The sequence below is a fragment of the Nocardia sp. NBC_01499 genome, from assembly GCF_045040275.1.
Lineage (GTDB): Bacteria > Actinomycetota > Actinomycetes > Mycobacteriales > Mycobacteriaceae > Nocardia.
Map to the genome: position 1 here is coordinate 9,836,288 of NZ_CP109426.1, position 21,679 is coordinate 9,857,966.

At 65.7% G+C, this 21,679-nt stretch carries 21 protein-coding genes; 11 read left to right on the plus strand and 10 right to left on the minus strand.

Annotated elements, in window-relative coordinates; genetic code table 11:
* The first annotated feature begins 138 nt into the window (after positions 1-138).
* Positions 139-891 carry a transporter substrate-binding domain-containing protein gene (locus OG203_RS44190; protein ID WP_405163163.1) on the plus strand — a complete coding sequence of 251 codons (753 nt, stop codon included), beginning with the start codon at positions 139-141 and terminating at the stop codon, positions 889-891.
* A 30-nt stretch (positions 892-921) separates the two neighbouring features.
* Here the strand turns inward: OG203_RS44190 and OG203_RS44195 are convergent, their stop codons facing one another.
* Complete coding sequence (locus OG203_RS44195) at positions 922-2,082, minus strand: GGDEF domain-containing protein (RefSeq protein ID WP_405163164.1); 1,161 nt, start codon at positions 2,080-2,082, stop codon at positions 922-924.
* A gap of 341 nt (positions 2,083-2,423) precedes the next feature.
* On the opposite strand from OG203_RS44195, the gene OG203_RS44200 reads away from it, so the two are divergent.
* Complete coding sequence (locus OG203_RS44200) at positions 2,424-2,753, plus strand: hypothetical protein (protein WP_405163165.1); 330 nt, start codon at positions 2,424-2,426, stop codon at positions 2,751-2,753.
* 112 nt (positions 2,754-2,865) lie between these two features.
* On the opposite strand, the gene OG203_RS44205 is transcribed toward OG203_RS44200, so the two are convergent.
* From OG203_RS44205 to OG203_RS44215, 3 genes are all read right to left on the minus strand, one after another.
* Entirely contained in the window at positions 2,866-3,405 is a 540-nt protein-coding gene (locus OG203_RS44205) for a cysteine hydrolase family protein (protein WP_405163166.1), read from the minus strand.
* Positions 3,406-3,809: 404 nt separating this feature from the next.
* Entirely contained in the window at positions 3,810-4,718 is a 909-nt protein-coding gene (locus OG203_RS44210; RefSeq protein ID WP_405163167.1) for a TIGR03620 family F420-dependent LLM class oxidoreductase, read from the minus strand.
* Positions 4,719-4,726: 8 nt separating this feature from the next.
* A complete protein-coding gene (locus OG203_RS44215; RefSeq protein ID WP_405163168.1) occupies positions 4,727-5,221 on the minus strand; it encodes a hypothetical protein in 495 nt (164 codons plus the stop codon).
* A 177-nt stretch (positions 5,222-5,398) separates the two neighbouring features.
* On the opposite strand from OG203_RS44215, the gene OG203_RS44220 reads away from it, so the two are divergent.
* Positions 5,399-6,187 (plus strand): SDR family NAD(P)-dependent oxidoreductase, encoded by a 789-nt coding sequence (locus OG203_RS44220; RefSeq protein WP_405163169.1) that lies wholly within the window; start codon positions 5,399-5,401, stop codon positions 6,185-6,187.
* Positions 6,188-6,487: 300 nt separating this feature from the next.
* On the opposite strand, the gene OG203_RS44225 is transcribed toward OG203_RS44220, so the two are convergent.
* Both OG203_RS44225 and OG203_RS44230 read right to left on the minus strand, forming a co-directional pair.
* Entirely contained in the window at positions 6,488-7,621 is a 1,134-nt protein-coding gene (locus OG203_RS44225) for an acyl-CoA dehydrogenase family protein (RefSeq protein ID WP_405163170.1), read from the minus strand.
* Between the two features lie 346 nt (positions 7,622-7,967).
* Positions 7,968-9,506 (minus strand): serine hydrolase domain-containing protein, encoded by a 1,539-nt coding sequence (locus OG203_RS44230; protein WP_405163171.1) that lies wholly within the window; start codon positions 9,504-9,506, stop codon positions 7,968-7,970.
* 191 nt (positions 9,507-9,697) lie between these two features.
* On the opposite strand from OG203_RS44230, the gene OG203_RS44235 reads away from it, so the two are divergent.
* Both OG203_RS44235 and OG203_RS44240 read left to right on the plus strand, forming a co-directional pair.
* On the plus strand, positions 9,698-10,585 hold the full coding sequence (locus tag OG203_RS44235) for a LysR family transcriptional regulator (protein WP_405163172.1): 888 nt from the start codon (positions 9,698-9,700) through the stop codon (positions 10,583-10,585).
* Positions 10,586-10,697: 112 nt separating this feature from the next.
* A complete protein-coding gene (locus OG203_RS44240; RefSeq protein ID WP_405163173.1) occupies positions 10,698-11,270 on the plus strand; it encodes a TetR/AcrR family transcriptional regulator in 573 nt (190 codons plus the stop codon).
* Between the two features lie 241 nt (positions 11,271-11,511).
* Here the strand turns inward: OG203_RS44240 and OG203_RS44245 are convergent, their stop codons facing one another.
* A complete protein-coding gene (locus tag OG203_RS44245; protein WP_405163174.1) occupies positions 11,512-12,885 on the minus strand; it encodes an FAD-dependent monooxygenase in 1,374 nt (457 codons plus the stop codon).
* Positions 12,886-12,920: 35 nt separating this feature from the next.
* On the opposite strand from OG203_RS44245, the gene OG203_RS44250 reads away from it, so the two are divergent.
* Entirely contained in the window at positions 12,921-13,607 is a 687-nt protein-coding gene (locus OG203_RS44250) for a TetR/AcrR family transcriptional regulator (protein ID WP_405163175.1), read from the plus strand.
* 184 nt (positions 13,608-13,791) lie between these two features.
* Here the strand turns inward: OG203_RS44250 and OG203_RS44255 are convergent, their stop codons facing one another.
* Complete coding sequence (locus OG203_RS44255; protein ID WP_405163176.1) at positions 13,792-14,625, minus strand: SDR family oxidoreductase; 834 nt, start codon at positions 14,623-14,625, stop codon at positions 13,792-13,794.
* Between the two features lie 513 nt (positions 14,626-15,138).
* On the opposite strand from OG203_RS44255, the gene OG203_RS44260 reads away from it, so the two are divergent.
* From OG203_RS44260 to OG203_RS44280, 5 genes are all read left to right on the plus strand, one after another.
* Positions 15,139-15,672 carry a GNAT family N-acetyltransferase gene (locus tag OG203_RS44260; RefSeq protein WP_405163177.1) on the plus strand — a complete coding sequence of 178 codons (534 nt, stop codon included), beginning with the start codon at positions 15,139-15,141 and terminating at the stop codon, positions 15,670-15,672.
* A 117-nt stretch (positions 15,673-15,789) separates the two neighbouring features.
* Complete coding sequence (locus OG203_RS44265; protein WP_405163178.1) at positions 15,790-16,365, plus strand: GNAT family N-acetyltransferase; 576 nt, start codon at positions 15,790-15,792, stop codon at positions 16,363-16,365.
* 159 nt (positions 16,366-16,524) lie between these two features.
* Entirely contained in the window at positions 16,525-16,878 is a 354-nt protein-coding gene (locus tag OG203_RS44270) for a hypothetical protein (RefSeq protein ID WP_405163179.1), read from the plus strand.
* A 13-nt stretch (positions 16,879-16,891) separates the two neighbouring features.
* On the plus strand, positions 16,892-19,411 hold the full coding sequence (locus tag OG203_RS44275; RefSeq protein WP_405163180.1) for an ABC transporter substrate-binding protein: 2,520 nt from the start codon (positions 16,892-16,894) through the stop codon (positions 19,409-19,411).
* Between the two features lie 228 nt (positions 19,412-19,639).
* The gene (locus OG203_RS44280) at positions 19,640-19,975 is read left to right on the plus strand and encodes a ribonuclease domain-containing protein (RefSeq protein WP_405163181.1); all 336 of its coding nucleotides are present in this window, start codon (positions 19,640-19,642) and stop codon (positions 19,973-19,975) included.
* A 69-nt stretch (positions 19,976-20,044) separates the two neighbouring features.
* On the opposite strand, the gene OG203_RS44285 is transcribed toward OG203_RS44280, so the two are convergent.
* Positions 20,045-20,713, minus strand: coding sequence for a hypothetical protein (locus OG203_RS44285; protein ID WP_405163182.1), 669 nt, complete (start codon positions 20,711-20,713; stop codon positions 20,045-20,047).
* A 339-nt stretch (positions 20,714-21,052) separates the two neighbouring features.
* The gene (locus OG203_RS44290) at positions 21,053-21,640 is read right to left on the minus strand and encodes a TetR/AcrR family transcriptional regulator (protein ID WP_405163183.1); all 588 of its coding nucleotides are present in this window, start codon (positions 21,638-21,640) and stop codon (positions 21,053-21,055) included.
* Between the last annotated feature and the right edge of the window lie 39 nt (positions 21,641-21,679).

Sequence of the window (21,679 nt, forward strand, 5' to 3'; positions counted from 1 at the left end):
TCGACCTAATTCCGCATAGAAGCACTCGGCGCTCCGCGAGGGGGATAGCGTCTGTTAGATCGTCTCGGAGTTTCCTGAGTCGGGTTTGTGTGGTGTGTGGACGTATCTGCTGTTCGCACACCGAAGAGAGGGAATCCCGTGCGTCGCAAGCTGTTCGCCGCCGTTATGCTCACCGTCCTCGCCGCCACCGGGCTCAGTGCCTGCGGCAGTGCCGACCCGAATGTGTTGAAGATCGGCACCGAAGGCGTTTACGCTCCCTTCAGCTATCAGGGCTCCGACGGCAAGCTCACCGGCTACGACATCGAGGTAGTCCAGGCGGTCGCCGAAAAGCTCGGCAAGAAAGTCGAGTTCGTGCAGATTCCGTGGGATGCGATTTTCGCCGGGCTCGAGTCGAAGCGCTTCGACCTCATCGCCAACCAGGTGACGGTTAATGACGACCGCAAGAACAAGTACGCGCTGTCGCAGCCGTATACCTACTCCGAAGGTGTGATCGTCACCCGCACCGACAACAACGGCATCGCCTCGCTCGCCGATCTCAATGGCAAGACCTGTGCGGAGTCCGCGACGACCACCTGGGCCAAGGTCGCCACGAACGCGGGCGCGAAAATCGAAGCGGTGGAAGGCTTTGTGCAGGCCATCCAGCTGCTGAAGATCGGCCGGGTCGACGCCACCGTCAACGATAATCTCGCCGTGGCCGAATACACGAAGAAGACCGGCGATACGAGTGTGCGGATCGCGGGCAAAACCGGCGCTGCCAGCCTGCAGGCGTTCGCGGCCCGCAAAGGTGATGCGCTGATGACCGATGTCGACAAGGCATTGGTGACTCTGCGCGCCGATGGCACGTTGGCGAAGATTTCCGAGAAGTACTTCGGCACCGACGTCAGCAAATAGGCATCTGTTGTCCGGGCGGTAGGACGCACTCTAGGATCGGTCGATCGTCCTGAGGCAGAAGTGATGTCGCATGTCGTGATCGGCGTCGGGGGCGGTCTCCGAGTCCGCGATCACCACGATGTTGCCGCCCTCGCGTTTTGCCTCATACATCGCGGTGTCACAGCGGTGCAGGATGCGTCGCGTGACCGCCGGATCGCGCAGGTCGGTGATCTGGCACAGGGCCGCGCCCACGCTGGCGGTGACAAGGACCGATGCGTCCGGCATGGTTTCGATGGCACCGCGAAGCCGCTCGGCGATCGCGGCGACCGGCTCGTCGCGCAGCCGGCCGAGGACCACGAATTCCTCACCGCCGGTGCGTGCGACCACCGCGTCCGGATCGGCGGCCGAACGCAACCGCTCGGCCACTCGCGCCAGGACCTCGTCACCGAACGAGTGGCCGAAAGTGTCGTTGACGTCTTTGAACCGATCGAGATCCAGCGCGGCTATGTAGGCGTATTCCGTTGTGTTCGGCCGGAATATGTAGGACAGGTGGTAATCGAGGCCGCGCCGGTTCAGCAGCATGGTCAACGGGTCGAGTAGTGCGTGCTGACGCCACAGCCAGTGACAGAACTGGACGGTGGGCAGTCCGACCACGTTGAGCGCCACCAGGATCAACATGATGGCGATCGCGAGCCGGACGTCACCGGCCGCGGCGCCGGTGTGGACCGGGTCGTCGGCCACGAGCAGCGTGACGAGCACCAAGCCCGACGCCAGCGACCAGCAGATGTGCAGGCCGAGGATCAGCGGGCCCTGGAAGATCACGAACATGCCGACGACCACCATCAGCGTCGATACCAGGGCACCGTAGACGCGGTTCTCCGCGGCAAGCGCGCCGAAGGTGATCGCGAGATCGGCTCCGGCACACCACATCAGCGCTTCAGCTCGGCTCGGCCATGGCAACAGCCACCAGCGCAGGGCCCACAGCGCGGTGAGCCCGACGATCAGCCAGCAGCCGATCTCGAAGAACGCGTTGCGCGGCCCGATGCGCGAGATCAGGGACACCGCGGTGACCAAGCACATCACCGCACCGCCCGCGCCGATCATCGCCTTTACGTAGCGCACGGCTGAATGGATTTCGAGCACGTCGACCAACCAGTCGTAACCGGCCCGATCGCGCCACCAACTCCGCATCAGCGACCGGCTGTCGGCCATCAGAACCACCGCCTTGTTCCGGCCGACACATCGTCGGCCGCTTGTTATGCACGTCACCCTGTGGGTAGCTGAATGGTAACTGTTTCACGAATCTTTTCCAATCGGAATCATTCCTGCATCTCTGCGTTGGTGGAGCCAACGGCCCCAGGGTGACCCGCCAGCTCCGCATGTCGCGGCAGCGCGTGCGGGCCGAAACACTGACTCCGCTGGCATTTGTCTGTTGTGTCAGGTTTGGTCACGAACGCGCGGTTCGTGGCATATCGTGCATTCGTTCTCGAGGCTGGCCGTCCCATAGAACTCGGGTATCGCCGCCACTGGCTTGGGAGACAAGGCTTTCGAGTATGAACACGCCGAGTCGCAAGTTGCTCGTACAGCTGTGGGGCGAGCACGAGCAAGCCCCCTTTCCGCCACGCGCGCGCGGGGTGAACATCGCGGATGTGGAGCTGGTGGTGGTGGATGCGAACGTCGCGGGTTGCGTCTTCACGGCGCTATCGGGGGCACTCGATGACTTTCGTCGTCGAATCCTGGTCGAATGTATCGGGTGGCTGGACAGGGTCTTGCCGCTCCTCGAGGATGCCTACGAGGTGGAGTATTTCGGGCGAGTGCGCGACATGGCCGCGGTGCTGGCCGCGCTCGAAGGGCTCGAGATCGAGACCAAACCATCGCCCTGAAGTCGCGCGTTGGGAAGTGCTGTCAGCCAACCAGTTTGGGCGGATGGCCGACGTGCGGTAGGCGGTGCGGGTTCAGGCGGTCATTGCCGCTTCGTCCCCGGGACGGGTTCGCTCACTCGATGACGGTGACTCCGGCATCCCGCAACTCGGTCAGCGCTGCCCGGTCCCCATGGGGATGGGCGTGTACGAATGCGGTGGCCTCGACCGGGACCGTCACCTCGTAACCGAGGCGTAGTGCATCGCGCGCCGTCGCCGCAACGCAGACGTCGGCGGCGATACCGACCACGGTCACCGAGCTGGCCCCGCTGTCGCGGGCCAACCGGACCAGCGGTCCAAGGCCGCCGCCTCCGTACGCCTGCTGCGGTTCCAGCACCGGACCGAGGACGAAGCCGGAGAAGCCGCCGCGTTTGCCAGGCCCCTTGTCGACGACGGTGCCTCGAACATCCAGGCCGGGATGCAGCTCGGTCCGGTTCTCCGGATCACCCTCCGGAAGATCGATCGGCGCGATGTCGCGGGTGTAGAACACCGGGCGACCACTCTCGGCCGCCAGTGCCACCTGCCGGTTCACGGCGGCGATGACCCGGGGGCCATCTGCTCCCACCAAATCGACGAACAGGTTTTGCATATCGACAACGATCAGCGCATCGCTCATTGAGCCGACGATAGAAGCTAAACCCTAGTTCAGGTCAAGTCAGCGGTTTCCGGTACGCGGCACCATACTGCCGGTCCATACTCGGCGTGAGCGTGCGTTGGGAAGTGTTGTCAGTCAACCAGTGTCGGCCAGCTGATCTGGGATTGGCTCGAGGATGATCGGATTCGTCTCGACGAAATCGATTGGGAGCATTGCTCGTTGTAGTGCGTCCTGCCCGGTGACAGGCGCAATCTGTGTGTGACGGATAGGACTTGTCGGCACAAAGCGCGTGCCATGCGGCACTGCCGGGTGTTCGAGACACGTTGGCGGCCAACTGATCAACGGGTGGCCGCCGTACGTCCGCGAACGCGCGGGTCGCGGACGTACTCAAGTTCGAGGCGGTGATAGAGCGGCGGACCTTGTGGCTAGTTGTGGAGCAGGGGCGCGAGGAGTTCGAGTTGGTCGACGGCTGCGGTCAGGTCGTGCGCGATCGGGTGCAGCAGAACATGGTCGGCACCCGCGTGCAGGTGTGCCCGCGATCGCGAGACGATGTCGTCCCGGCCGCCCCAGGCCAACACCGCATCGATGAAACGGTCGCTGAGTCCATCGAGCAGGTCGTCGTCGGTGAAGCCGAGCCGTCGAAAGTTGTTCGCGTAGAATCCGTTCGGAAGTCCCGCATCGGAGCCGAACACCGAACGTATTGCGCCGCGCGCGGTTTCGGCGTCCTCGTTGAGCATCAGGAACTGGTGCGGGATCAGCAGCGGTTCCGGGCCGAGAAGGCGACGCGCGTTCGCGGTGTGCTCGACCGGCTGCATGAACGGATGGACGCCGTGGGTTCGCTGCGCGGCGACGTCATGAGTCTTGGGGCCGAGCGCGGCGAGCAGACGCGGATAGGCGGTTTCCGAAAGAACTTGCGTGGCTGCGGCATCCATACCGTCGAGGTACGCGCGGAGTTGCGACAGCGGGCTATCGCCGGTCTGCCCACCTATCCCGAGGATGAACCGGCCCGGATATGCCTCGGCGAGGGTAGCCGCACCACTGTGCATGGCTGCCGGATCTCGGCGCGTGATGTTGGCGACGCCGGTGCCGACGACGATCCGTTCCGTTGCCGCCAGCATCACGCCGTGTTCGGCGAACGCTTCACGTCCACCCATCGGCGAATCCGCTGGCGGCTCACCACTCCATAGCGAGCCATAGCCCAGACTCTCGATGCGGGCGAATTGCGCACGCTGGGTCGCTACCGGCGTTGTCAACAGCGTCATGGGGGCAATCCATACGCCGAACGACCCGAGTCGCTGACGAACATCCTCGACATCTACGAATGTCGCGCTCACGGGGTCTCCTAGATCATGTGGCCGTCACGTGGGATGAACAACACCGGCATGTCCCATATGCCCGGCACGCTTCGGAAACCGGTCGTGGTACTGAATTCGGCGGAGTGGACGTTCGTGAGACCGACTGCTGGACAACGTGTTTGCGCGTGATCGAGCGCGCGGGTCGTGGCATGAGCCGACGCCGTTGACTTGGGTGGCGGACAGTACGTGGCGCGTCCGGCCCGCGTAGCACTCGAACAGCGCATCTGGTCACTACGTGTGCGCTTACGCGGGTACTGGTCGGTGCTGCTCACGACTCGGAGTCCGCCGTTGGCGCCGCCGACCCGGAGCAGCACCGCGTCGCCGCACCGCTGGGCCGCCCACCCGGTCAACTCGTTGATCAGCGCGGCGCGTGTGGCGAACCGCCGATGGACGGTGGTCCTGGCCGCGACGGCGATCTGCTCCATGGGAGCCGTGGGATCGGCGCTCAGTACATATTCGGCCGCCGCGAGAATCGCCTGCACGGTCCGCTCGCCGCGGACATCCAGCCGGTCGTGGCCGATCCTGCTGTGTCGCCCGCTACCTCCTCGCCAAGAAAAGTCACTACAGGAGTGCCACTTGTAACTTCTTAACTGCAACATTATTGTTGCAGTTAAGATCCCATTGGGGTCTTCGATGATGCATTGGGAAGGGTTGAAGACATGGACGTTCAACTAGCCGGCAAGACTGCCTTGGTGACCGGCGCCAGCCGAGGTATCGGCTTGGCCATCGTCACCACGCTGATCGGGGAGGGCATGCGCGTGGTCGCCGGCTCGCGCACCGTCCCGCCGGAACTGGCCGCGTCCGGGGCGATCGCGGTGCCGGTCGACCTCTCCGCCGCCGAGGGCTCCGTCCAGCTCGTCGAACGGGCTTTGACCGAGCTGGGGGAGATCGACCTGCTGGTCAACAACGTCGGTGGCGGCGACAGCGACGGCGGCCAGACCGGCGGCTTCGCCACCTTCGACGACGAACAGTGGCAGCGGATGTTCGAGCTGAACTTCTTCAGTGCGGTCCGTACTACTCGTGCTGCACTGCCCAGCCTGCTGCGACGGAAGGGCGCGATCGTGAACATTTCGTCCAACGGAGCCAGGATGCCGCACGCCGGGCCGATGCCGTACACCACGGCGAAGGCGGCCTTGACCGCGTTCGGCAAGGCGCTCACCGAGGAAGTCGGCCCGCTGGGCGTGCGGGTGAACACCATCTCACCCGGCCCAGTGCGCACCTCCATGTGGGAGTCCCCGCAGGGCTACGGCGCGGAGCTCGCGCGTTCGATGGGCGTGCCGCATGCGCAACTCCTGGCGCAGCTGCCGACCGCGATGGGGATTACCAGCGGCCGATTCGTGGAGCCCGCCGAAGTCGCCGCCCTGGTCGGCTACCTGGCTTCACCGCTGGCCGGCAGCATCACCGGCGCGGACCACATCATCGACGGCGGTGCGATCAAGACGGCCTGAGAGTCGCATGCCCGACTGTGCAATCGGCATGGCGTGCGTTGGAGGCGCTCTACCAGCCCAAACAGTCTGGACCGAATGACCGACGCGCGCATCGCGGCATGGTGTCGCGGTGCGCGCGTCACGCCGACTGGGGCGGATCGCAACAGACAGGGCGGCGGATAGGATCGGCTGCTTTGGAGCCTCGCCGGGGTTGCTACGCACGATCCCTGCGGTGCGACATTTACCAATGGGATGCCGCTGCACGGCTCCCGTGCTGAGTTGACGCCCTGTTCGTCCAGTTGCCGTGTGGCCGAGAGGGTTTCAGAGCATCCCGGAGGGTGCGTCGGCTACTCCGAGCAGCAGGACGCCGTAGTCCTCCTCGACGACGTGTGAGGTGAATTGGACGTGGCGCGATCCCACCGCGAAGTCTCGCCAGTACCGTTGCAGTGGGTTGGCGTTGTCCAGACCGCTGGATCCGTGCAGGTCCAGCAGGTCCTCGAACGCGCTGCGGCACTCACGTACCGCGGTGATCAGATCCATCCGCAGCCGCGCACGCTCCTCGGCCGCGAGCGCCTCGCCGGGCGGTGTGGCGTCGACAGCTGCGGCGATTCCGAGCATGCGGCGCTCGGCGGTATCGATCTTGTGTGCGGCCACGGCGAAGTTGCGCCGAGCGCCGGGCGAGTCGGCCAGCGTGGCGTGGGCAGGATTCGGTGACGACCGCGCCGCCAGGACAGCGGCCACCACGTCGAGGGCGCCGCGCGCCGCACCCCACAGCGGTGCGAACAGGCCCACCGCGATCGCGATGTTCGAGAGTGCGGCAGCGATGCGGGGCAAGTCGAGTTCGTGGGAGTCCGGGATCCACACGTCATGGCCGACGAGGGTGTGGCTTCCAGTGCCGCTCAGTCCCGCCATGTGCCAGTCCCGGTCGACGACCAAGTCCCGGGTGCGGGCGAATACCGCGGCAGGCTGCGGCGCGGCGTCGCCGGGCAGCTGCACCGACAGCATCGCCCATTCGGCCAGTTCGCAGCCCGAGGCGTAGGGCCATCGACCGGAGATGCGCAGTCCGCCGGGTTCACGTACGGCCCGCCCCGGCCGCGCCGAGGAACACACCACGCTGTCGACGTCACCGAACGCGTCGGCATACGCCTTGTCCGACACCCCGATCTGCAACAATCGCTTCGCTTCGTAGGTCGTGGCCGCGATCCACGCCGTCGAGGGACAGCCTCGCCCGAGCTCACCCAAGAACTGGACCCTGGTGGTGAGGTCGACCTCGAGTCCACCATCGGAGCGGCGCACGCCCAAGGCGAACGCCCCCGCGCGCCGAGCTGCCGCGGCGCTCGCTTCGGTGACCCTGCGATCCCGCTCGGTCGCGGCGGCTTCGACCGCCAATTCCTTTGCCGCACTACGGGCATCGTCGAGCAACGATACGCAGGCGCCGGACTTCTCAATCTCCATTGACGACCCGCCATGGTGAGAGGAAGAGCCGAGAACACCGTTCTCCGCGTCTGCGATACCGACTGGCCACGATCATGTGCACGGTTCGAACTTAGAAGACGGCGACGACCGGCGAAACCGCCAGTTGACCGAATGACTCCGCCGACTGGATGGCCGGGGCAGCCGCTAGGTTCTCGGCTGCGATGACCGGCCAGCCGAACGACGTGCCGTTGCTGGGCGGATGTCCGCACGTCCGAGGACGCGAACCGGACCACGCCGAGCTCGTTGAGTTCGGCGTGGCCCTTCGCGTTCGCGCTCCTATTCGACGGCTACGAATCCGTCTCTCGGAACGTGCGCTCGCGGGTGTTCAGCCCGTCGGCTGAGCCGGATCGGTCTGCCCGCCGCAGAACACTTCGGTGACGAGCCGCTGGTTCGCCGCCTGGAACGGGCCTCCCAGGGACAGCGCGGAGTCGTCCACATAGTTCAGCGTGGCGGTCAGCGTCGTGCTGCCGTCGGGTGTGCTGTACATCAGGGCCGCGTGACCTGCGGCGCCGCCGTTGTGCGTGATGACGGTGCCACCGGGCCCGCTGTCCTTCACGAATACCCCCAGTCCGTAGTCCATGCCAGGGATGCCCGTCGGGTGCGGCGTGTACATCTCGGCCAGCAGTTCGGCAGTCAGCAGCTTGCCGGTCACCAGCGCGGAGATGAACGTGTGCAGGTCCTGGCTGGTCGAGATCATGTCGCCGCCGCTGGATATCCAGGAGGGGTTCTGTTCGGTGACGTCGAGCGTCTTGCCCTGATCGCCGTCGTATCGGTAGTAGGCGTGGGCGTGCGGCTCGGGGAGTTCCGACTGTGTGGTCGGTGCGATGGTGCCCGACAGTCCGAGCGGTCCCAGGATCAGCCGCTGCATCTCTGCGGCATACGAGCGGCCGGTGACCTTCTCGATCAACAGCCTGGCAAGCACGTAGTTGGTGTTGGAATAGCTCCAGTCCGTCCCGGGCTCGAACCGCGCCGGTTTGGACAACGCGAACTCCACCAGCTCCTCCGGCAGGTAAGTGCGGAACCGGTTGTCGGCCCACTCGTTGGCCAAGGGGGTACCCGCCGAGGCGATTCCCAGCGCGATCGTCCCGTCCGGGTAATGCTCACCGGTGAAGTTGAATACTCCGCTGGTGTGCTGCAACAACATTCGCACCGTGATCCGCTCGTCCAGCCCGAGCTCGGGCAGGTAGTGCGCCGCCGAGGTGTCCAGCCCGATCCTGCCCTCGCCCACCAGTTGCAAGACCAGTGTCGCGGTGAAGGTCTTGGTGTTGCTGCCGATCCGGACATACCCGTCGATCGGCGGCTTCGCGTTGCCGCCCAGCTCGGCGACCCCGGCGCTGCCGACCCACTCGCCCCGCTCATCGCGCACGCGCAGCGTCAGCCCGGCGATACCGGAATCGACGATCTCCTCGATCGCCTTCTGCAGTTCCGGACGATCCTGCCCGGTCGACGGGGCCCCACTGTCCGCCCCGGCGTCGAGGGCTGCGGTGATCTTGCGGGCCATCGCGGTGGCGGCGGGGCTTGGCTCGCCGTTGCGGGGCCGGGCGGCTGCGTCGACGGCGATGGCGATGGTCGTGCGAAAGTTGTCGGCCTCAGCGCGATCCTGCTGTGTCAGCAGATTCATCGTCGCGGTCAGGGCCGGCAATACCTGGTCGGCGAGTTCGGCGACGGTCTTGCCGTTCAGTTTGATCTCGCTGGCTTTCGTGGCGAGTACGTGCCCGATCGGGCCGGTCGCCGAGGTCAGGGCGAGGGAGGCGTTGGTGGCGGCCTTGTGCGGTGTGCCGCCGGTGGCGGCCAGCAGCGAAACCGCGCCCCACGCTGCGACTCGCAGCGTGTTCTTGTCCTGGTCGGTAAGGGTGATCGACATGGTGATGTATTCCTTGCCTGCGTTGCGCGGTCGGTTCGTGAATGTTGTTGTCCGCCTGGCTGATACCGGTCTGTCGTTGACGCGGCCCGCTGTGGCGGTACAAGTTCGAGAATGCCCAGCCCGGGTATCCCGGATCAACGGCCGATCACGTAAGATTTCATAACCAATGTGTTATGTCGGCTGGGGTGGCTATGGAACTGAGAGATATCGAGATCTTCTTGGCCCTGGCCGAAGAGCTGCATTTCGGTCGCACGGCCACCCGCCTGCACGTCACGCAGGCGCGCGTCAGCCAGGCCATCAAATATCAGGAACGTCTCATCGGCGGGGCGCTGTTCGACCGATCGACTCGCCGGAATGTCTGCTTGACCCCGCTCGGGGAGCAACTTCGCGACGACTTGCGTCCCCATTACGCCGGGCTGTACGCCGGTATCGATCGGGCCAGGCAGACCGCGCGCACGACCGCTGCCGTCTTGCGAATCGGGATGCTCGGCTGGAACACCGACGATCTGCGCCCGGTCTTCGATGCCTTCACCACTCGGCGACCCGGATGCCGAATTCAGATCCGTGCGGTGCAGTTCAGCGACCCGTTCGGTCCGCTACGCGCGGGGGCCATCGACGCGGCGATCCTATGGCTGCCGGTACGGGAGCCGGACCTGACTGTCGGCCCCGTTGTCTTCACCGACCCGGTCGTCCTGGCAGTATCTGCCGAACACGCACTGACGCAACAAGAATCGGTCGGCTACGAGGATCTGGCAGACCACACGGTGATGGCGGGTGCGACCCCCGACTACTGGCGCCGAACTCTCGTGCCGTCACACACCCCAAGCGGCCGTCTGATCCCCGTCGGGCCCACTGTGCGGAGCTTTGCGGAAATGATCCCCATTCTGGCTACCGGCGAGGCCGTGTCACCGGTCCACGCTCAAGCCATCAGACTCGCACCTCGTCCCGAAATCGCCTATCTGCCCATCCGAGACGCGCCACCCGCCGAATTCGCACTCGTCTGGCGGGACGCCGCGGAAACCGATCTCATCCGCGCCCTCGCCCAGACCGTCACCGATCTCGGCCCGATCACGCTATGACCGGCCAACGCGGTGCGACCACGATTTTGCCGTGAACATGCCTCTGGGCCTGCGTCGCTCATCGGTGACCTCTCCTGGCCAGTGATGGGATGAAGTCCCGTACGCTGTTCCCATGGCTCGCTGGCAACCCGACGCACCAGGACGACTCGCCGCCGCCGCCCTCGAGCTCTTCGAGGAGCGCGGCTACGAGAACACGACCGTGATCGAGATCGCGGAGCGTGCGGGGCTCACCAAGAGCACGTTCTTCCGGCACTTCCCGGACAAGCGCGAGGTGCTCTTCGGCAGCGGCGCGCTGACCGGTGTGCTCGCCGAAGGGATCGCCTCGGCGCCGCCGGCGGCCGGGCCGTTCGACGCGGTAGCGGACGCCCTCGATGCGCTCGGCCGGACGTTTTTCGCCGCCGACCGCCGCGAGTTCAGCGGCCGGCGCCAGGCCGTGCTGAACGCCAATCCGGAACTGCGCGAACGCGAAGCCCTGAAAAGGATCGACCTCACCGCCTCGATGATCGAGGCCCTCAACCGCCGCGGCGTCCCGAGCCTGACCGCGCGCGTTGCCGCGCAACTGGGCACGCTCGCCTGGGAGATCGCCTTCGAGCAGTGGATCGACCCCAACAACAGCGAGGGCTTCGGCCCGCTGGTACGGCAAGCGCTCGCCGAAGTACGCGCGGCCGGAGCCGGCGCTAGCTAACAGCCCGATCAAAGCTATCGCGCACACTGAGATCGAAAGCGCGCGGCCGAGCAACCACGGTCGACAGCACGCCGTTTTTGGCAGCCAACACTGCAATTGGGGCAACTCGCGGAAATCGGCAATTTCGGGTGTTCGAGAGACGTTGGTCGCGGCAAAGTAGTGCGTCTGTCGGCGACGTTGATCTTCGAGACATTGTCGCAGCCGATTCGAGCCGCGCGGGTTGCGAGAGTGCCGGGCGCGGCTAGCCGTACGGGCGGCTCACGAACCCGTCAGGGCGGACCAGGACCGTCCCGTACGGCCAGTCGGCCACGAGGTGCACCGGAACGTCGGCATCCACGCCGGGATCGGCGGTGAGCACACACCATTGCGATCCGACGAGATCCAGCGTGGATACCCCGTCGGCCACCCACATGTGCGGCAGGCGAGATCCCGGCGACCCGTCGAGGTCGAGGGCGACGTCCTCGGTGGAGGGGAGTTCCGCGCCGCCGTACCGGTAGCCCATATGCACCACTGGCGCGTTGATCGCTCCCGCTGCCTTGCGCGCCGCCGCCATGTCTTTTCCCCAGTGCAGGGACGGATCGCCGAACCGCAGGCGCGCCTGCTCCATCGTCATGAGGGCCACCGGATGGCGTTCCGTGTGGTACGTCTCCAGCAACTCGGGCCCGGCCGCACCGCGCAGGACGTGCGCGAGTTTCCACGCCAGATTATGCGCGTCGGCGATGCCGGTGTTCAGCCCGAACGCGCCAAGCGGGGGGATCGCGTGCGCCGCGTCGCCCACCAGGAAAACCCGCCCGACGCAGAGCCGATCGGCCACCTGGCCGCGCCCCCGGAACCTCAGCACGCTGCGGATTTCCACCTCGATCGACGGGTCGCCGAGCGCGGTGCGGAGGAGGTCGGGCGTCGGCTCCGCGTCGAGGCGGGTGAGGAACACCCACTCGCGTTCACCGTCGACGGTCACCAAGAGGCCGGTCGCGTCCGGATGCTCGATATTGCACATGGCGAACGGCTCGCGCGGGCGCGGATCCGCATGGAACAGGACACTCGTTGTCTCCTGACCCATCACGCCTGGACCGGTGACGCCGATCCCGAGGATCTGCCGAACCCGGCTGCGCACACCGTCGGCCGCCACCAGATAGCGCGCCCGCACGACACGCCCGTCGGACAGGGTCGCGGTGACGCCGCCGGGGTCTTGCGCGAACGAGTCGAGCGCCACGCCGAACTCCACGTCGCCCGCCCTGGTGATCAGCACGCGATCGAGCCGGTTCTGTGCGCAGGTGCCGCGGATCCGGGCCGGTGTGTAGCTGAGCTCGACCGCGCTTTTCGCCTTCCACTCAGCGCTTTCGGTGAAGTCGGCCTCGGCGAGCGTGCGCCCTTTGATCTTCCCCGCCCGCAAGTCGACAGCGGCCTCGTTGACCGCTTGCTCCAGGCCGACCTCCCGCAGGATCTCCACCGACCGCGACCCGATGCCGGTGGCCCTTGGGTGGGGCGAGAGCGCCGGCTTCTCCTCGACGACGAGGGGCTTGACACCGTGGTGGCGCAACAACACCGCGAGCATCAGCCCGACGGATCCGCCGCCGACGATCAAAACTTCTGTGGGAACAGTGTGCCCGCTCATGGGCACACTGTACCCACTTCGCTAGACTCCCGTCCATGTCGCTGATCTGGGACCGCGAACCGTACCGGCCGAAAAGTCAGGCCCTGAGCGTGCAGCGCATAGTGGACGCGTCCATCGCCATCGCCGACGCCGAGGGCCTGGACGCGCTGTCGATGCGCCGCGTCGCCGCCGAGCTGTCGACCGGCACGACCACGCTCTACCGCTACGTGGACAGCCGCGACGACCTGCTGAACCTCATGGCCGATGCGGTACAGGACAGCCACGTGCCATTGACGGGAGACTGGCGCGCCGACCTCGAGGCGTACGCCCACCACGAGCGCGAACTGTGGCTACGGCACACCTGGCTCGCCCCGCTGCTGGCCAGCCGACCATCCCTCGGCCCCAACTGGCTGCGCGGCCTCGAACATGCCCTCGCCGCGGCCGCCCCGCTGACCTCCGATATCGCCGCCACCGCCTCGGCCGTCGGACTGATCAGGGACTACGTGCGCGGCGCGGTCATGCGCGAGCTCGCCGAGAAAGAGACCCAGCGGCGCACCGGTCAGACCGAGGACCAGTGGCGCGCCACCGTCGCCCCGTACTTACGCAAGGTCATCGAGAGCGGTGCGTATCCCCGGGTTTCGCAGATGACCAAGGCTGCCGACCGCAGCCCGGCCGAACAGTTCTCGTTCGGCTTGCGCCGCATCCTCACCGGGATCGCGGACTCTCAGCAGACGGCGAAGTGATCACGAAGGCACCGAGACCGATCTCACCCGAATCGGAAACCAGCTACGCGGCACACCACATTCAGCGCTATCGGACGTTCTGCGCCGCAGTCGATTTCGCGCGCAGAACGCCCGCCTCGCGCCACGAGAGGACGTTTGCGCGCACGAGGCCGCCGCACCGACATCGGCGATAAGTGGTTCAGTATCAATTCGGGGAGTTCCGTGGCAGGCCCATGGTTCTGGTCAGGAGCGTGTCCATGGTTCGGGCCGGCAGCAGTCGCTTCAGAGCGACGGCTACTCGTGCGTCGGTACCGACGAGGTAGCGCGGTCGGGGACGGCGCGTGGTGAGCACTCGCTCGACGACGGCGGCGACCCGCTCCGGTGCTCCGGCCCCGGCCTCTACCTTTTTGTTGAACTGAGTGGCGGCATCCATGGCCTGGCCGTAATGGCGCTCTGCCGTTTCGCCCATGATCGCGCGGTCTGTCTGCACCGTTGCCTCGGTTTTGGCCCGGTTCCGCGATCTGAAGCTACCTGGGTTGACCACGATGACGGGAACACCCCATGGCGCCAGTTCCTGACGCAGCGTGTCCGCGATCGCTTCAACGGCGAACTTCGAGGCGCTGTAGGCGCCGAGCAGGGGAGTGGCGACGAGTCCGGCGGTCGAACTGATCATGACGAGGCGTCCACGGCCAGCCCTGATCGCGGGCAAGAACGCCTGCGTCACGGCTAGGACCCCGACAACGTTGATCTCCAGCTGCTCGCGCAAACGATCGAGCGGTATGTGCTCCATGGGTCCGGAAAAGGTGACTCCAGCGTTGTTGATCAAGCCGCTCAGCGGCCCGACATCCGTCGCCGCCGCAGCCAGCTGCGCGGCGTCTGTGACGTCGAGCGCTACCGGCCGGATGCGCGGGTGGGCTGGCGCGTCGGCAATTCGCCGCACTCCAGCCACAACCTCATGCCCACCCTCCGCGAGTCTGACGGCAACCGCTCGACCGATGCCGCTGGAGGCACCCGTTATGAGGAATCTCATTCTTGACATGCGGCCACCAACATAAGAATTCGACTCCTTTATTCAGACGGCTCGAACCATAGAATTCGTTGTCGAGCAAGGGAACCGGCCAGCTGGTTGAATAGTTCCGCCGAGTGGCTGCCCGAGTCGGCTTCCGACGCAGACGCGCACACATCAGCATGTGCGTGTATTGAGTTCTTGTATCGTGCCGGAGGCCATGGACTCGACAGCAGTACTTGCCGACCCCCGCCGATGAGCCGGATCAGGCCAGCCGCTCGGCTGAAACACGCGACCTTTGCTTCCCTCTGTGCGGTGACGCGTCCTATTTTCAGGCTGTGCGTTTCGATATCGCGGACATTGTCAGCGGCCGTTTATCGAGCGCTTCCCGACGGCCACGCGGCCGCAGGCCCGTGCACGGAAAGCTGTCATCTACATGACCCGAATCTTTTCGACGTTCGTGCTCGTTCCCGGAGCGTGACAGGGCGGATGGTCTTGATAGCCGGTGGCCGCACGCCGCATGGCACGATGCGAGAAGGAGTACCGATGGTGTCCATCGAGATGCTGCCGACGGCGGCGGGCGATACCGCGCTGGTCGCGGAGCTTACCGACCTGGTGAATCGGGTGTACGAGGTGGCAGAAGAGGGACTGTGGTGTGACGGTGCAAGCCGCACAACGACATCCGAGCTGGCGGGGTTGATCACCGCAGGCCATGTCGCCGTTGCGCGCGATGCGGATCGCCGAATCGTTGGAGCCGCCTGTATTCGGCAATTGGCCGACGGCATCGGCGAATTCGGCATGCTGGTGTGCGCGCCCGAGCGGCGCGGCACCGGAATCGGCCGAGCCCTAGTCGATTTCGCCGAGCGCCACTGTGTCGAGCGAGGCGCGCGGACGGTGCAGCTGGAGCTACTGGTGCCCCGGAATTGGGCGCATCCGGTGAAGGAGTTCTTGCGCGGCTGGTATCTGCGGCTCGGGTACGTCCTCGAGCGTAAGGGCGGGCTGGAGGAGAGCTACCCACACCTGGTGCCGCTGCTCGCCACCCCGTGCGATTTCCTCATCTTCCACAAGCTGATGCGCTGACACTCGATGTCTCACGCGGCGTAGTCGCCCTGGAAGTCCACCCACACCTGGTGCCGGAGTCACCGCGCGACCCCGCCGAATACCCGACCTGCCCGTAGACCGATTAGGAACCCGCTCATGGCCGCGCAGTCGCCGTATCAGATAGAGCTAACCCGCGACGCCCTCTCGAACGTGCTCGCCGATTCCACACTGTCCCGCTTCGCCGCAGACGATCTCGCCGAACTCGTTGTCTTACAACGATGCTGCTGGGTTCCGGAGGCAGTGCTCAACAACATGCTCGACCTTCCGCCACTGCGCGAAACCCACGACGAGGTACTGGCGTGGGCTACCACGTCGATGACCCTGGTCGTGCGGCAACGCGGACGTCTCGTGGCTGCGGTACGCGGCCAGGTCGAAGGCAGTGACTGGCACGTCGGACGGCTCATGGTCGCGCCCGACCTGACCGGCCGGGGAGCCGGTTCCCAGCTACTGCGCCTGATCGAAACTCTCGCTCCACCGCACATCGAGCGATTCATCCTGTTCACCGGCGCCCGCAGCGAACGCAACATTCGCATGTATTACAACGCGGGCTACCGACTCCTGCCCACACCGGATCCCCTCCCGCCCAACCACATCAGCGGTGCGGTCCACATGGTGAAGCCCCGGCTCGCCGCCCGCCGCCAGCACCCGACCAGCCAGGTGCGCCCGGACTGACGACGATGAGGCGTTTCGGTCATCGTGGTGCGAGCCCAGATTGCCTGTTCGGCGGATTACGTTCTGCGAGAAGGGTGTCGGGTATAGATTGCAGTACGGGTGGCGGGCTATCGAGTGGTGATTCTCGGCGCGTGAACGGGAGGACAGGGGTGATCAGGCATGGATGAGATCGTGGTGACGTGTTCGTTTCCCGGCGTGGATCTCGCGACCGCCGACGACCTATGCGCTGATCTCTCGGACAGTCTCGGCGAAGCCGTGCCGGAGGCGGCGGCCACGCGGTCTCGCGACAATGAGCTGCATCAGGATCTCGGGACGATTCTGACGATCGTGTTGACCTCGCCGACCGCGGCGTTGCTGATCCGCGAGCTGTCCAGATGGGCGGCCCGCCGCTACGACGCGACCGTGCACCTGAGCCGTACCGATACCGGCGAGAGCGTGGATGTGACGGGACCGTTGACGGACCGTCACGAGCGAATACTGCAACAGTTCCTCGCCGGCGACGATCGGGCGTGACACGAACGACAGCGTGCACGATACCGACAAAACGGTTGCGATCATCTGTGGGGCGAGCAGCTGGCCGCGACTGGAACGGTTCACGCCCGCGAAGGCCTTCCGCAGAACCGCATTGGGGCTCAAGGACTATCTGACCAGCGAGACGGGCCTGCGGCTGGCCGATGACAACGTGCTCGACCTGTTCGACAGTGACTGCTCCGCAGTCGAGCATTTCGATCGGATCGAGGCGTTCCTGCGCGGACACATGCGGCGAACGCGCAGCAGGCACGGCCGAGGCATGCTCGTGCTCGTCACCTACATCGGGCACGGCGCGTTCTTCGAGGTGCAGCGGTTCTATTGCCTGCTGCTGCGCGACACCCACGAGCCCGCCCCGGTGGAGACCAGCCTGCGGGTCTCCGCGTTGTCTCGCACGCTGAAGAACACCGCACCAAAGAGCGCGAGAATCGTCATCCTCGACTCGTGTTTCGCGGCGCACGCGGTCAACGACTTCCAAAGCGACGTGCAACAAGTCGCGGACGCGAAGGTGGAGGAGGTCGTCGAGCAGGAGGTGGTGCTCGACGAGGCGTACGAAGCCACCGCCGCCGAGATCGACGAGGCTCTCGAGCAGGAGGTAGCGCGCGAGGACGGCTTCGGATCCGGTGGTGTCGCGTTGCTGTGCGCGTCCAGTTCGAAGGATCCCGCCCAACTGGCCAGCCAGGATTCCTTCACCCTGTTCGGCAGGGCGCTGCTCGACGTGCTGTGCAGCGGTGATCCGCAGCAGCCTGGGCCGATGAGCCTGCGCCAGATCTGTCGACTCATCATCAAGCGCCTGCAGCCGATAAAACACGCGCCGCAGCCGCAGGTGCATACGCCGGAACAGAACGGGCGTGACCTCGCCGACGAGCCGCTGTTCCCGAACCTCGGCGCTGGCCCGCTGAAACCGTTGCGGCCCGGCATGTCTGGGCGCAAGAAGCGGTTGATCGGCACCGCGGCAGGGCTGGTCGTTACGGCGGTGGTCGGCGCGGGCGCTGCCGTCGGCGTGACGACCATCGAGAACCACGCGGATTTCCTTCGCGCGCACTGCGATACCGACATCGAATCGCTGCACACCGCGGGCGACGAATGCATCGGACTGACCGACGGCGCGTACGACCTGTTCCAACCGGCCGACCGTGATCAGCGGGTCGAAGACCGAATCGGGTTGGTGGAGAAGACGATTCGGGATCAGAATCAGACGGCCGAGCAGCGACACCGCGACCACCCCGAGCGGCCCTATGTCACGCTGATCGATCTCGAGGCGCTCACCGCCCCCGAGGGTGGCACCGCGGCCGGGTTGACCGCCGAACGTGAAAGCCTGGAAGGTCTGGCCGTCGCGCAGAACCGCCAACTCGACGCCCCCGGTGCCACCGCGCCGATCGTGCGCGTCCTGATCGGCAACGCGGGACGCGATATGCACTACGGTCCCGAGGTCGCCGCGCAGGTGATCGACGCCGCGCACAAAGACCCGACCATTGTCGGGGTGATCGGCTTGAACCTGAGCAACGCCGCAACCAAGAACACCGTCGCCGAACTCAACGACGCGCACATCCCGACTGTCGCGACGACGTTGTCGTTCGACTATCTCGCCGACTGGATTCCGCTGTTCGTTCAGGTCGCGCCGCAGGACCGCAGCGAGGCCGCGACCGCGGCGGGCTTCGCCGCGCATTTGCCGACACCGAAGACGGCTCGCGTCTACTACTCGGGCGACCCGAACGACCTCTACAGCGCCAATTTGCGTGATGACGCGACCTATTGGTTCAAGCGATTGGGGTTCACCGTGCAGGCGACGGCTTTCACTCCGGCGGGTCAGGGCACCGAGTCCCAGCGGCCGGAACCCGGCGACCGATTGATCGGCGACGCCGGCGCGGCGGGCGCCGACAATTGCTCCGGCAGCGGCGTCGCCTTCTTCGCCGCCCGCGGCGTCCCCGATTTCGGCACCTTCCTCGACGGAGCGTCGAAATGCGGTGGCAACGACAAGACGGTCATCATCGGCGACGACGACGTGACAAGGCATGTCGCCGACACCGCCGCCAGGCGCCGAATCGCGGACGTGCCTTACTATTTCATGTCCTTCGCGCCGGCTCCGATCACCGACTCCGAGCCCGGCGCTGCCCCCGAGTTCTATGCTGATCTCGCGAACCTGTTCACCTTCGAGAACGATGACGAGCGCTCCCTGGACAGCCACGCCGCACTGACCTACGACGCCATGCAGGTGTATATCGCGGCGGTGGAACAGTTGCGCCGCACCATTTCCGGTGATGTCGGCCTGGTCGCGCTGTCCAGGCAGATCACCAAGATCGGGACCGTGCAAGGGGTTACGGGGACGTTCAACTATGGCGGGGATGTGCGCCCGAATGTGCCCAAGCACAAGCAGATTTCTGTGCTGCGCGTCGAAAACGGCAACGTAGTCCCGAAGATTCAAGCCTATTGTGGTGAATTCCCTAGCCGTGCACAGCTTCCCGATGCCTGGTGCCCCGGCGACGCCGACGAGAACCCGCAGACACCACCTAAGTAGCGCGTGCCACCGGTAGGTTTGCCCCTTCAGCCTCGGCGTACTTGACGGCAGCGGTGGTCGCGGTCTCGGCGCACCGAGGCTCTGAACCCGGGCGTCAGCGGCTGCGGGGTTGCGACACGCGCGCTATGTTTCGATCGGACCGGTACGCGGGTGTATCTGCCAGACTTCCTGGCCATGCGAATAATCAGAGCAGCCAGGACTCGTGCCGCCGCTGGTCTCGCTGCGGGGGTGCTGGTCTTCGGTCCAGCCGTGTGCCTACCTGCACCGGCCGCAGCCACCGTCGGCTCGACGTGCAACAGCAAATTACCGGCGCAAGCGCACGACACACTGGATCAGATCGACAGTGGCGGTCCTTTCTCGTTTCCCCAGGACGGCGACGTCTTCGCCAACAAGGGGCGTGTGCTTCCCAAGCAGGCCACGGGTTACTACCACGAATACACCGTCGTCACGCCCGGCTCGTCCGACAGAGGTTCGCGGCGCATCATCACCGGCCAAGCTACTCGAGAGGACTACTACACCACCGGCCGCGACAACTCGTTCGAAAAGATCGACTTCAGCTGCTGAACCGCGTCCGACTCTTGCTTGGATGTGTTGTCGGGCAATCGATCAGGGCTCCGGTCGGATCCGACGGAGTTACGGACCGACGGTGATCATGTGCCCTGGGTCGGCGGGGTTGTTCACCAAGAAGGTGGCTGACACCCTGTCCCATGAATCTCCCGTCGGGCAGGAGGCGTCACCGGTTGTCCGGTTCGGCACTTCATCGAGGACCGTCATCGACGGCAGCGACTTCAGGCCGCCGTTGTCGACGCTGTTGGTGTAGGTACCGGGCACCGTCACGGGTCCGTCCGGCGCGTATACGGTGGTGCAGTTCACCGATCCACTGGTTGTGATTGTCAGTCCCCCTTGGGGAATGACCAGCCCGGCGGCGATCGGTGACCCGTTCTGCGCCGCGATTCCCCAGTTGCCGGTGGTTGTTACCTTGACGGTGCGACCGGACTGGTCGGTGCTGCATCTGCCCAGGGTCAAGGGCCCGAGCGACACGGTTACCGGGCCGCTCGAGTTCTTGTTGTTCGGTGCTGGGGGAACGGAACCGCCGCTGGTCGTGCCGGTATAGCAATTGACGGTCGCGGCGCCGGTCCCGAAGACCACCGCGTTATAGTTCGCGGTTGCGACGCCGGCCCCGGCCGGGCTGACCGTGGTCGAGCTGTCGGCCTGTGCCGGACCGGCGCCGACCGCCATCGCGGCTGCGGTACAGCTCACCGCGATCAGGGCCGCCCGTGCGTAGCACATTGTTCTGAACATGACGAAACTCCTTCGAGCCAAAACGGCAGCGAGTCAACAACATTCCCGCGCGTAAGCCCGCATCACCTACTCCGCATCGACAACGAACTCTTCGACACGGCTCGTGATCTCGGACCGGCCGAAACCGGCGGCGCGGTGCGTTCGCGAATGGTCATCTTCGATAGATCGGTGCGGTAATCAGATCGGGGGTGTCACACCCCCTGATCGATCATCGACCGCCCTGGCATGTCCTGCAAAGCCCCAATAATGTTGGGGGTCACCAGTTCTCGAGAACAGTTGATAGAACCGGCATGCTCCGCTATACAGATTCCCGATCGGCGCCGGACGCACGCTGGTTGGTCAAGAGCGAGGCGCTGCGGGCAGGTCCCGCCCGGTCGGACGTAGTCCGTCGAGGAGCATGGTCACGTAGCGGCTGTTGGCAGCGGCGTCGCGGCCCGTCTTGTGCACGATGGCCAGTGCCATCCAGACCACCGCCGTCATATCGTCGGTGGTCAGATCCGAACGCACCACACCCGCGTCCCTGGCGCGGCCGAGCACTCGTTCTTTGGCGGCCGCGTAGGCGTCCCTGGTGTCGATATCGAACACCGCGTGCTCTTTTGCCAGTGCGGTCAGCACCGGATGAGCGGCGAACGCATCGATGGTGGCGGTCAGTGTCGCGACGAGATCTGCCCAGGGATCCGCCCCGTCCTCGACGATCGCCGCGACGACCTCGGCGGCGAAGACATGCTCGGCGGCGGCCTTGATGAGTTCCTCGCGGGTCCCGAAACGCCGGTAGAGCGTCGCGATTCCCACGCCCGCCCTGCGCGCGATGTCGTCCAGTGAGACCCCGGGACCGTCCTCTTCGAAGGCGATGGCGGCGGCGGTCACAATCCGCAGGTGGTTGCGCGCCGCATCGGATCGCAGGCCGGGCACGCTACTGGCGGACATGGGCTCACGCTACCGCGCAAGGTCACCGCGGGGCGAAGC

What these genes read in the sequence shown, in the direction of transcription:
- OG203_RS44230 (WP_405163171.1), bottom strand. Translation starts at nt 9,506, where the DNA reads ATGTCGATCACCCTTACCGACCAGGACAAGAACACGCTGCGAGTCGCA.
- OG203_RS44200 (WP_405163165.1), top strand. Translation starts at nt 2,424, where the DNA reads ATGAACACGCCGAGTCGCAAGTTGCTCGTACAGCTGTGGGGCGAGCAC.
- OG203_RS44225 (WP_405163170.1), bottom strand. Translation starts at nt 7,621, where the DNA reads ATGGAGATTGAGAAGTCCGGCGCCTGCGTATCGTTGCTCGACGATGCC.
- OG203_RS44270 (WP_405163179.1), top strand. Translation starts at nt 16,525, where the DNA reads ATGGATGAGATCGTGGTGACGTGTTCGTTTCCCGGCGTGGATCTCGCG.
- OG203_RS44285 (WP_405163182.1), bottom strand. Translation starts at nt 20,713, where the DNA reads ATGTTCAGAACAATGTGCTACGCACGGGCGGCCCTGATCGCGGTGAGC.
- OG203_RS44250 (WP_405163175.1), top strand. Translation starts at nt 12,921, where the DNA reads ATGTCGCTGATCTGGGACCGCGAACCGTACCGGCCGAAAAGTCAGGCC.
- OG203_RS44255 (WP_405163176.1), bottom strand. Translation starts at nt 14,625, where the DNA reads ATGTCAAGAATGAGATTCCTCATAACGGGTGCCTCCAGCGGCATCGGT.
- OG203_RS44220 (WP_405163169.1), top strand. Translation starts at nt 5,399, where the DNA reads ATGGACGTTCAACTAGCCGGCAAGACTGCCTTGGTGACCGGCGCCAGC.
- OG203_RS44235 (WP_405163172.1), top strand. Translation starts at nt 9,698, where the DNA reads ATGGAACTGAGAGATATCGAGATCTTCTTGGCCCTGGCCGAAGAGCTG.
- OG203_RS44195 (WP_405163164.1), bottom strand. Translation starts at nt 2,082, where the DNA reads ATGGCCGACAGCCGGTCGCTGATGCGGAGTTGGTGGCGCGATCGGGCC.
- OG203_RS44245 (WP_405163174.1), bottom strand. Translation starts at nt 12,885, where the DNA reads ATGAGCGGGCACACTGTTCCCACAGAAGTTTTGATCGTCGGCGGCGGA.
- OG203_RS44290 (WP_405163183.1), bottom strand. Translation starts at nt 21,640, where the DNA reads ATGTCCGCCAGTAGCGTGCCCGGCCTGCGATCCGATGCGGCGCGCAAC.
- OG203_RS44205 (WP_405163166.1), bottom strand. Translation starts at nt 3,405, where the DNA reads ATGAGCGATGCGCTGATCGTTGTCGATATGCAAAACCTGTTCGTCGAT.
- OG203_RS44260 (WP_405163177.1), top strand. Translation starts at nt 15,139, where the DNA reads ATGGTGTCCATCGAGATGCTGCCGACGGCGGCGGGCGATACCGCGCTG.
- OG203_RS44240 (WP_405163173.1), top strand. Translation starts at nt 10,698, where the DNA reads ATGGCTCGCTGGCAACCCGACGCACCAGGACGACTCGCCGCCGCCGCC.
- OG203_RS44265 (WP_405163178.1), top strand. Translation starts at nt 15,790, where the DNA reads ATGGCCGCGCAGTCGCCGTATCAGATAGAGCTAACCCGCGACGCCCTC.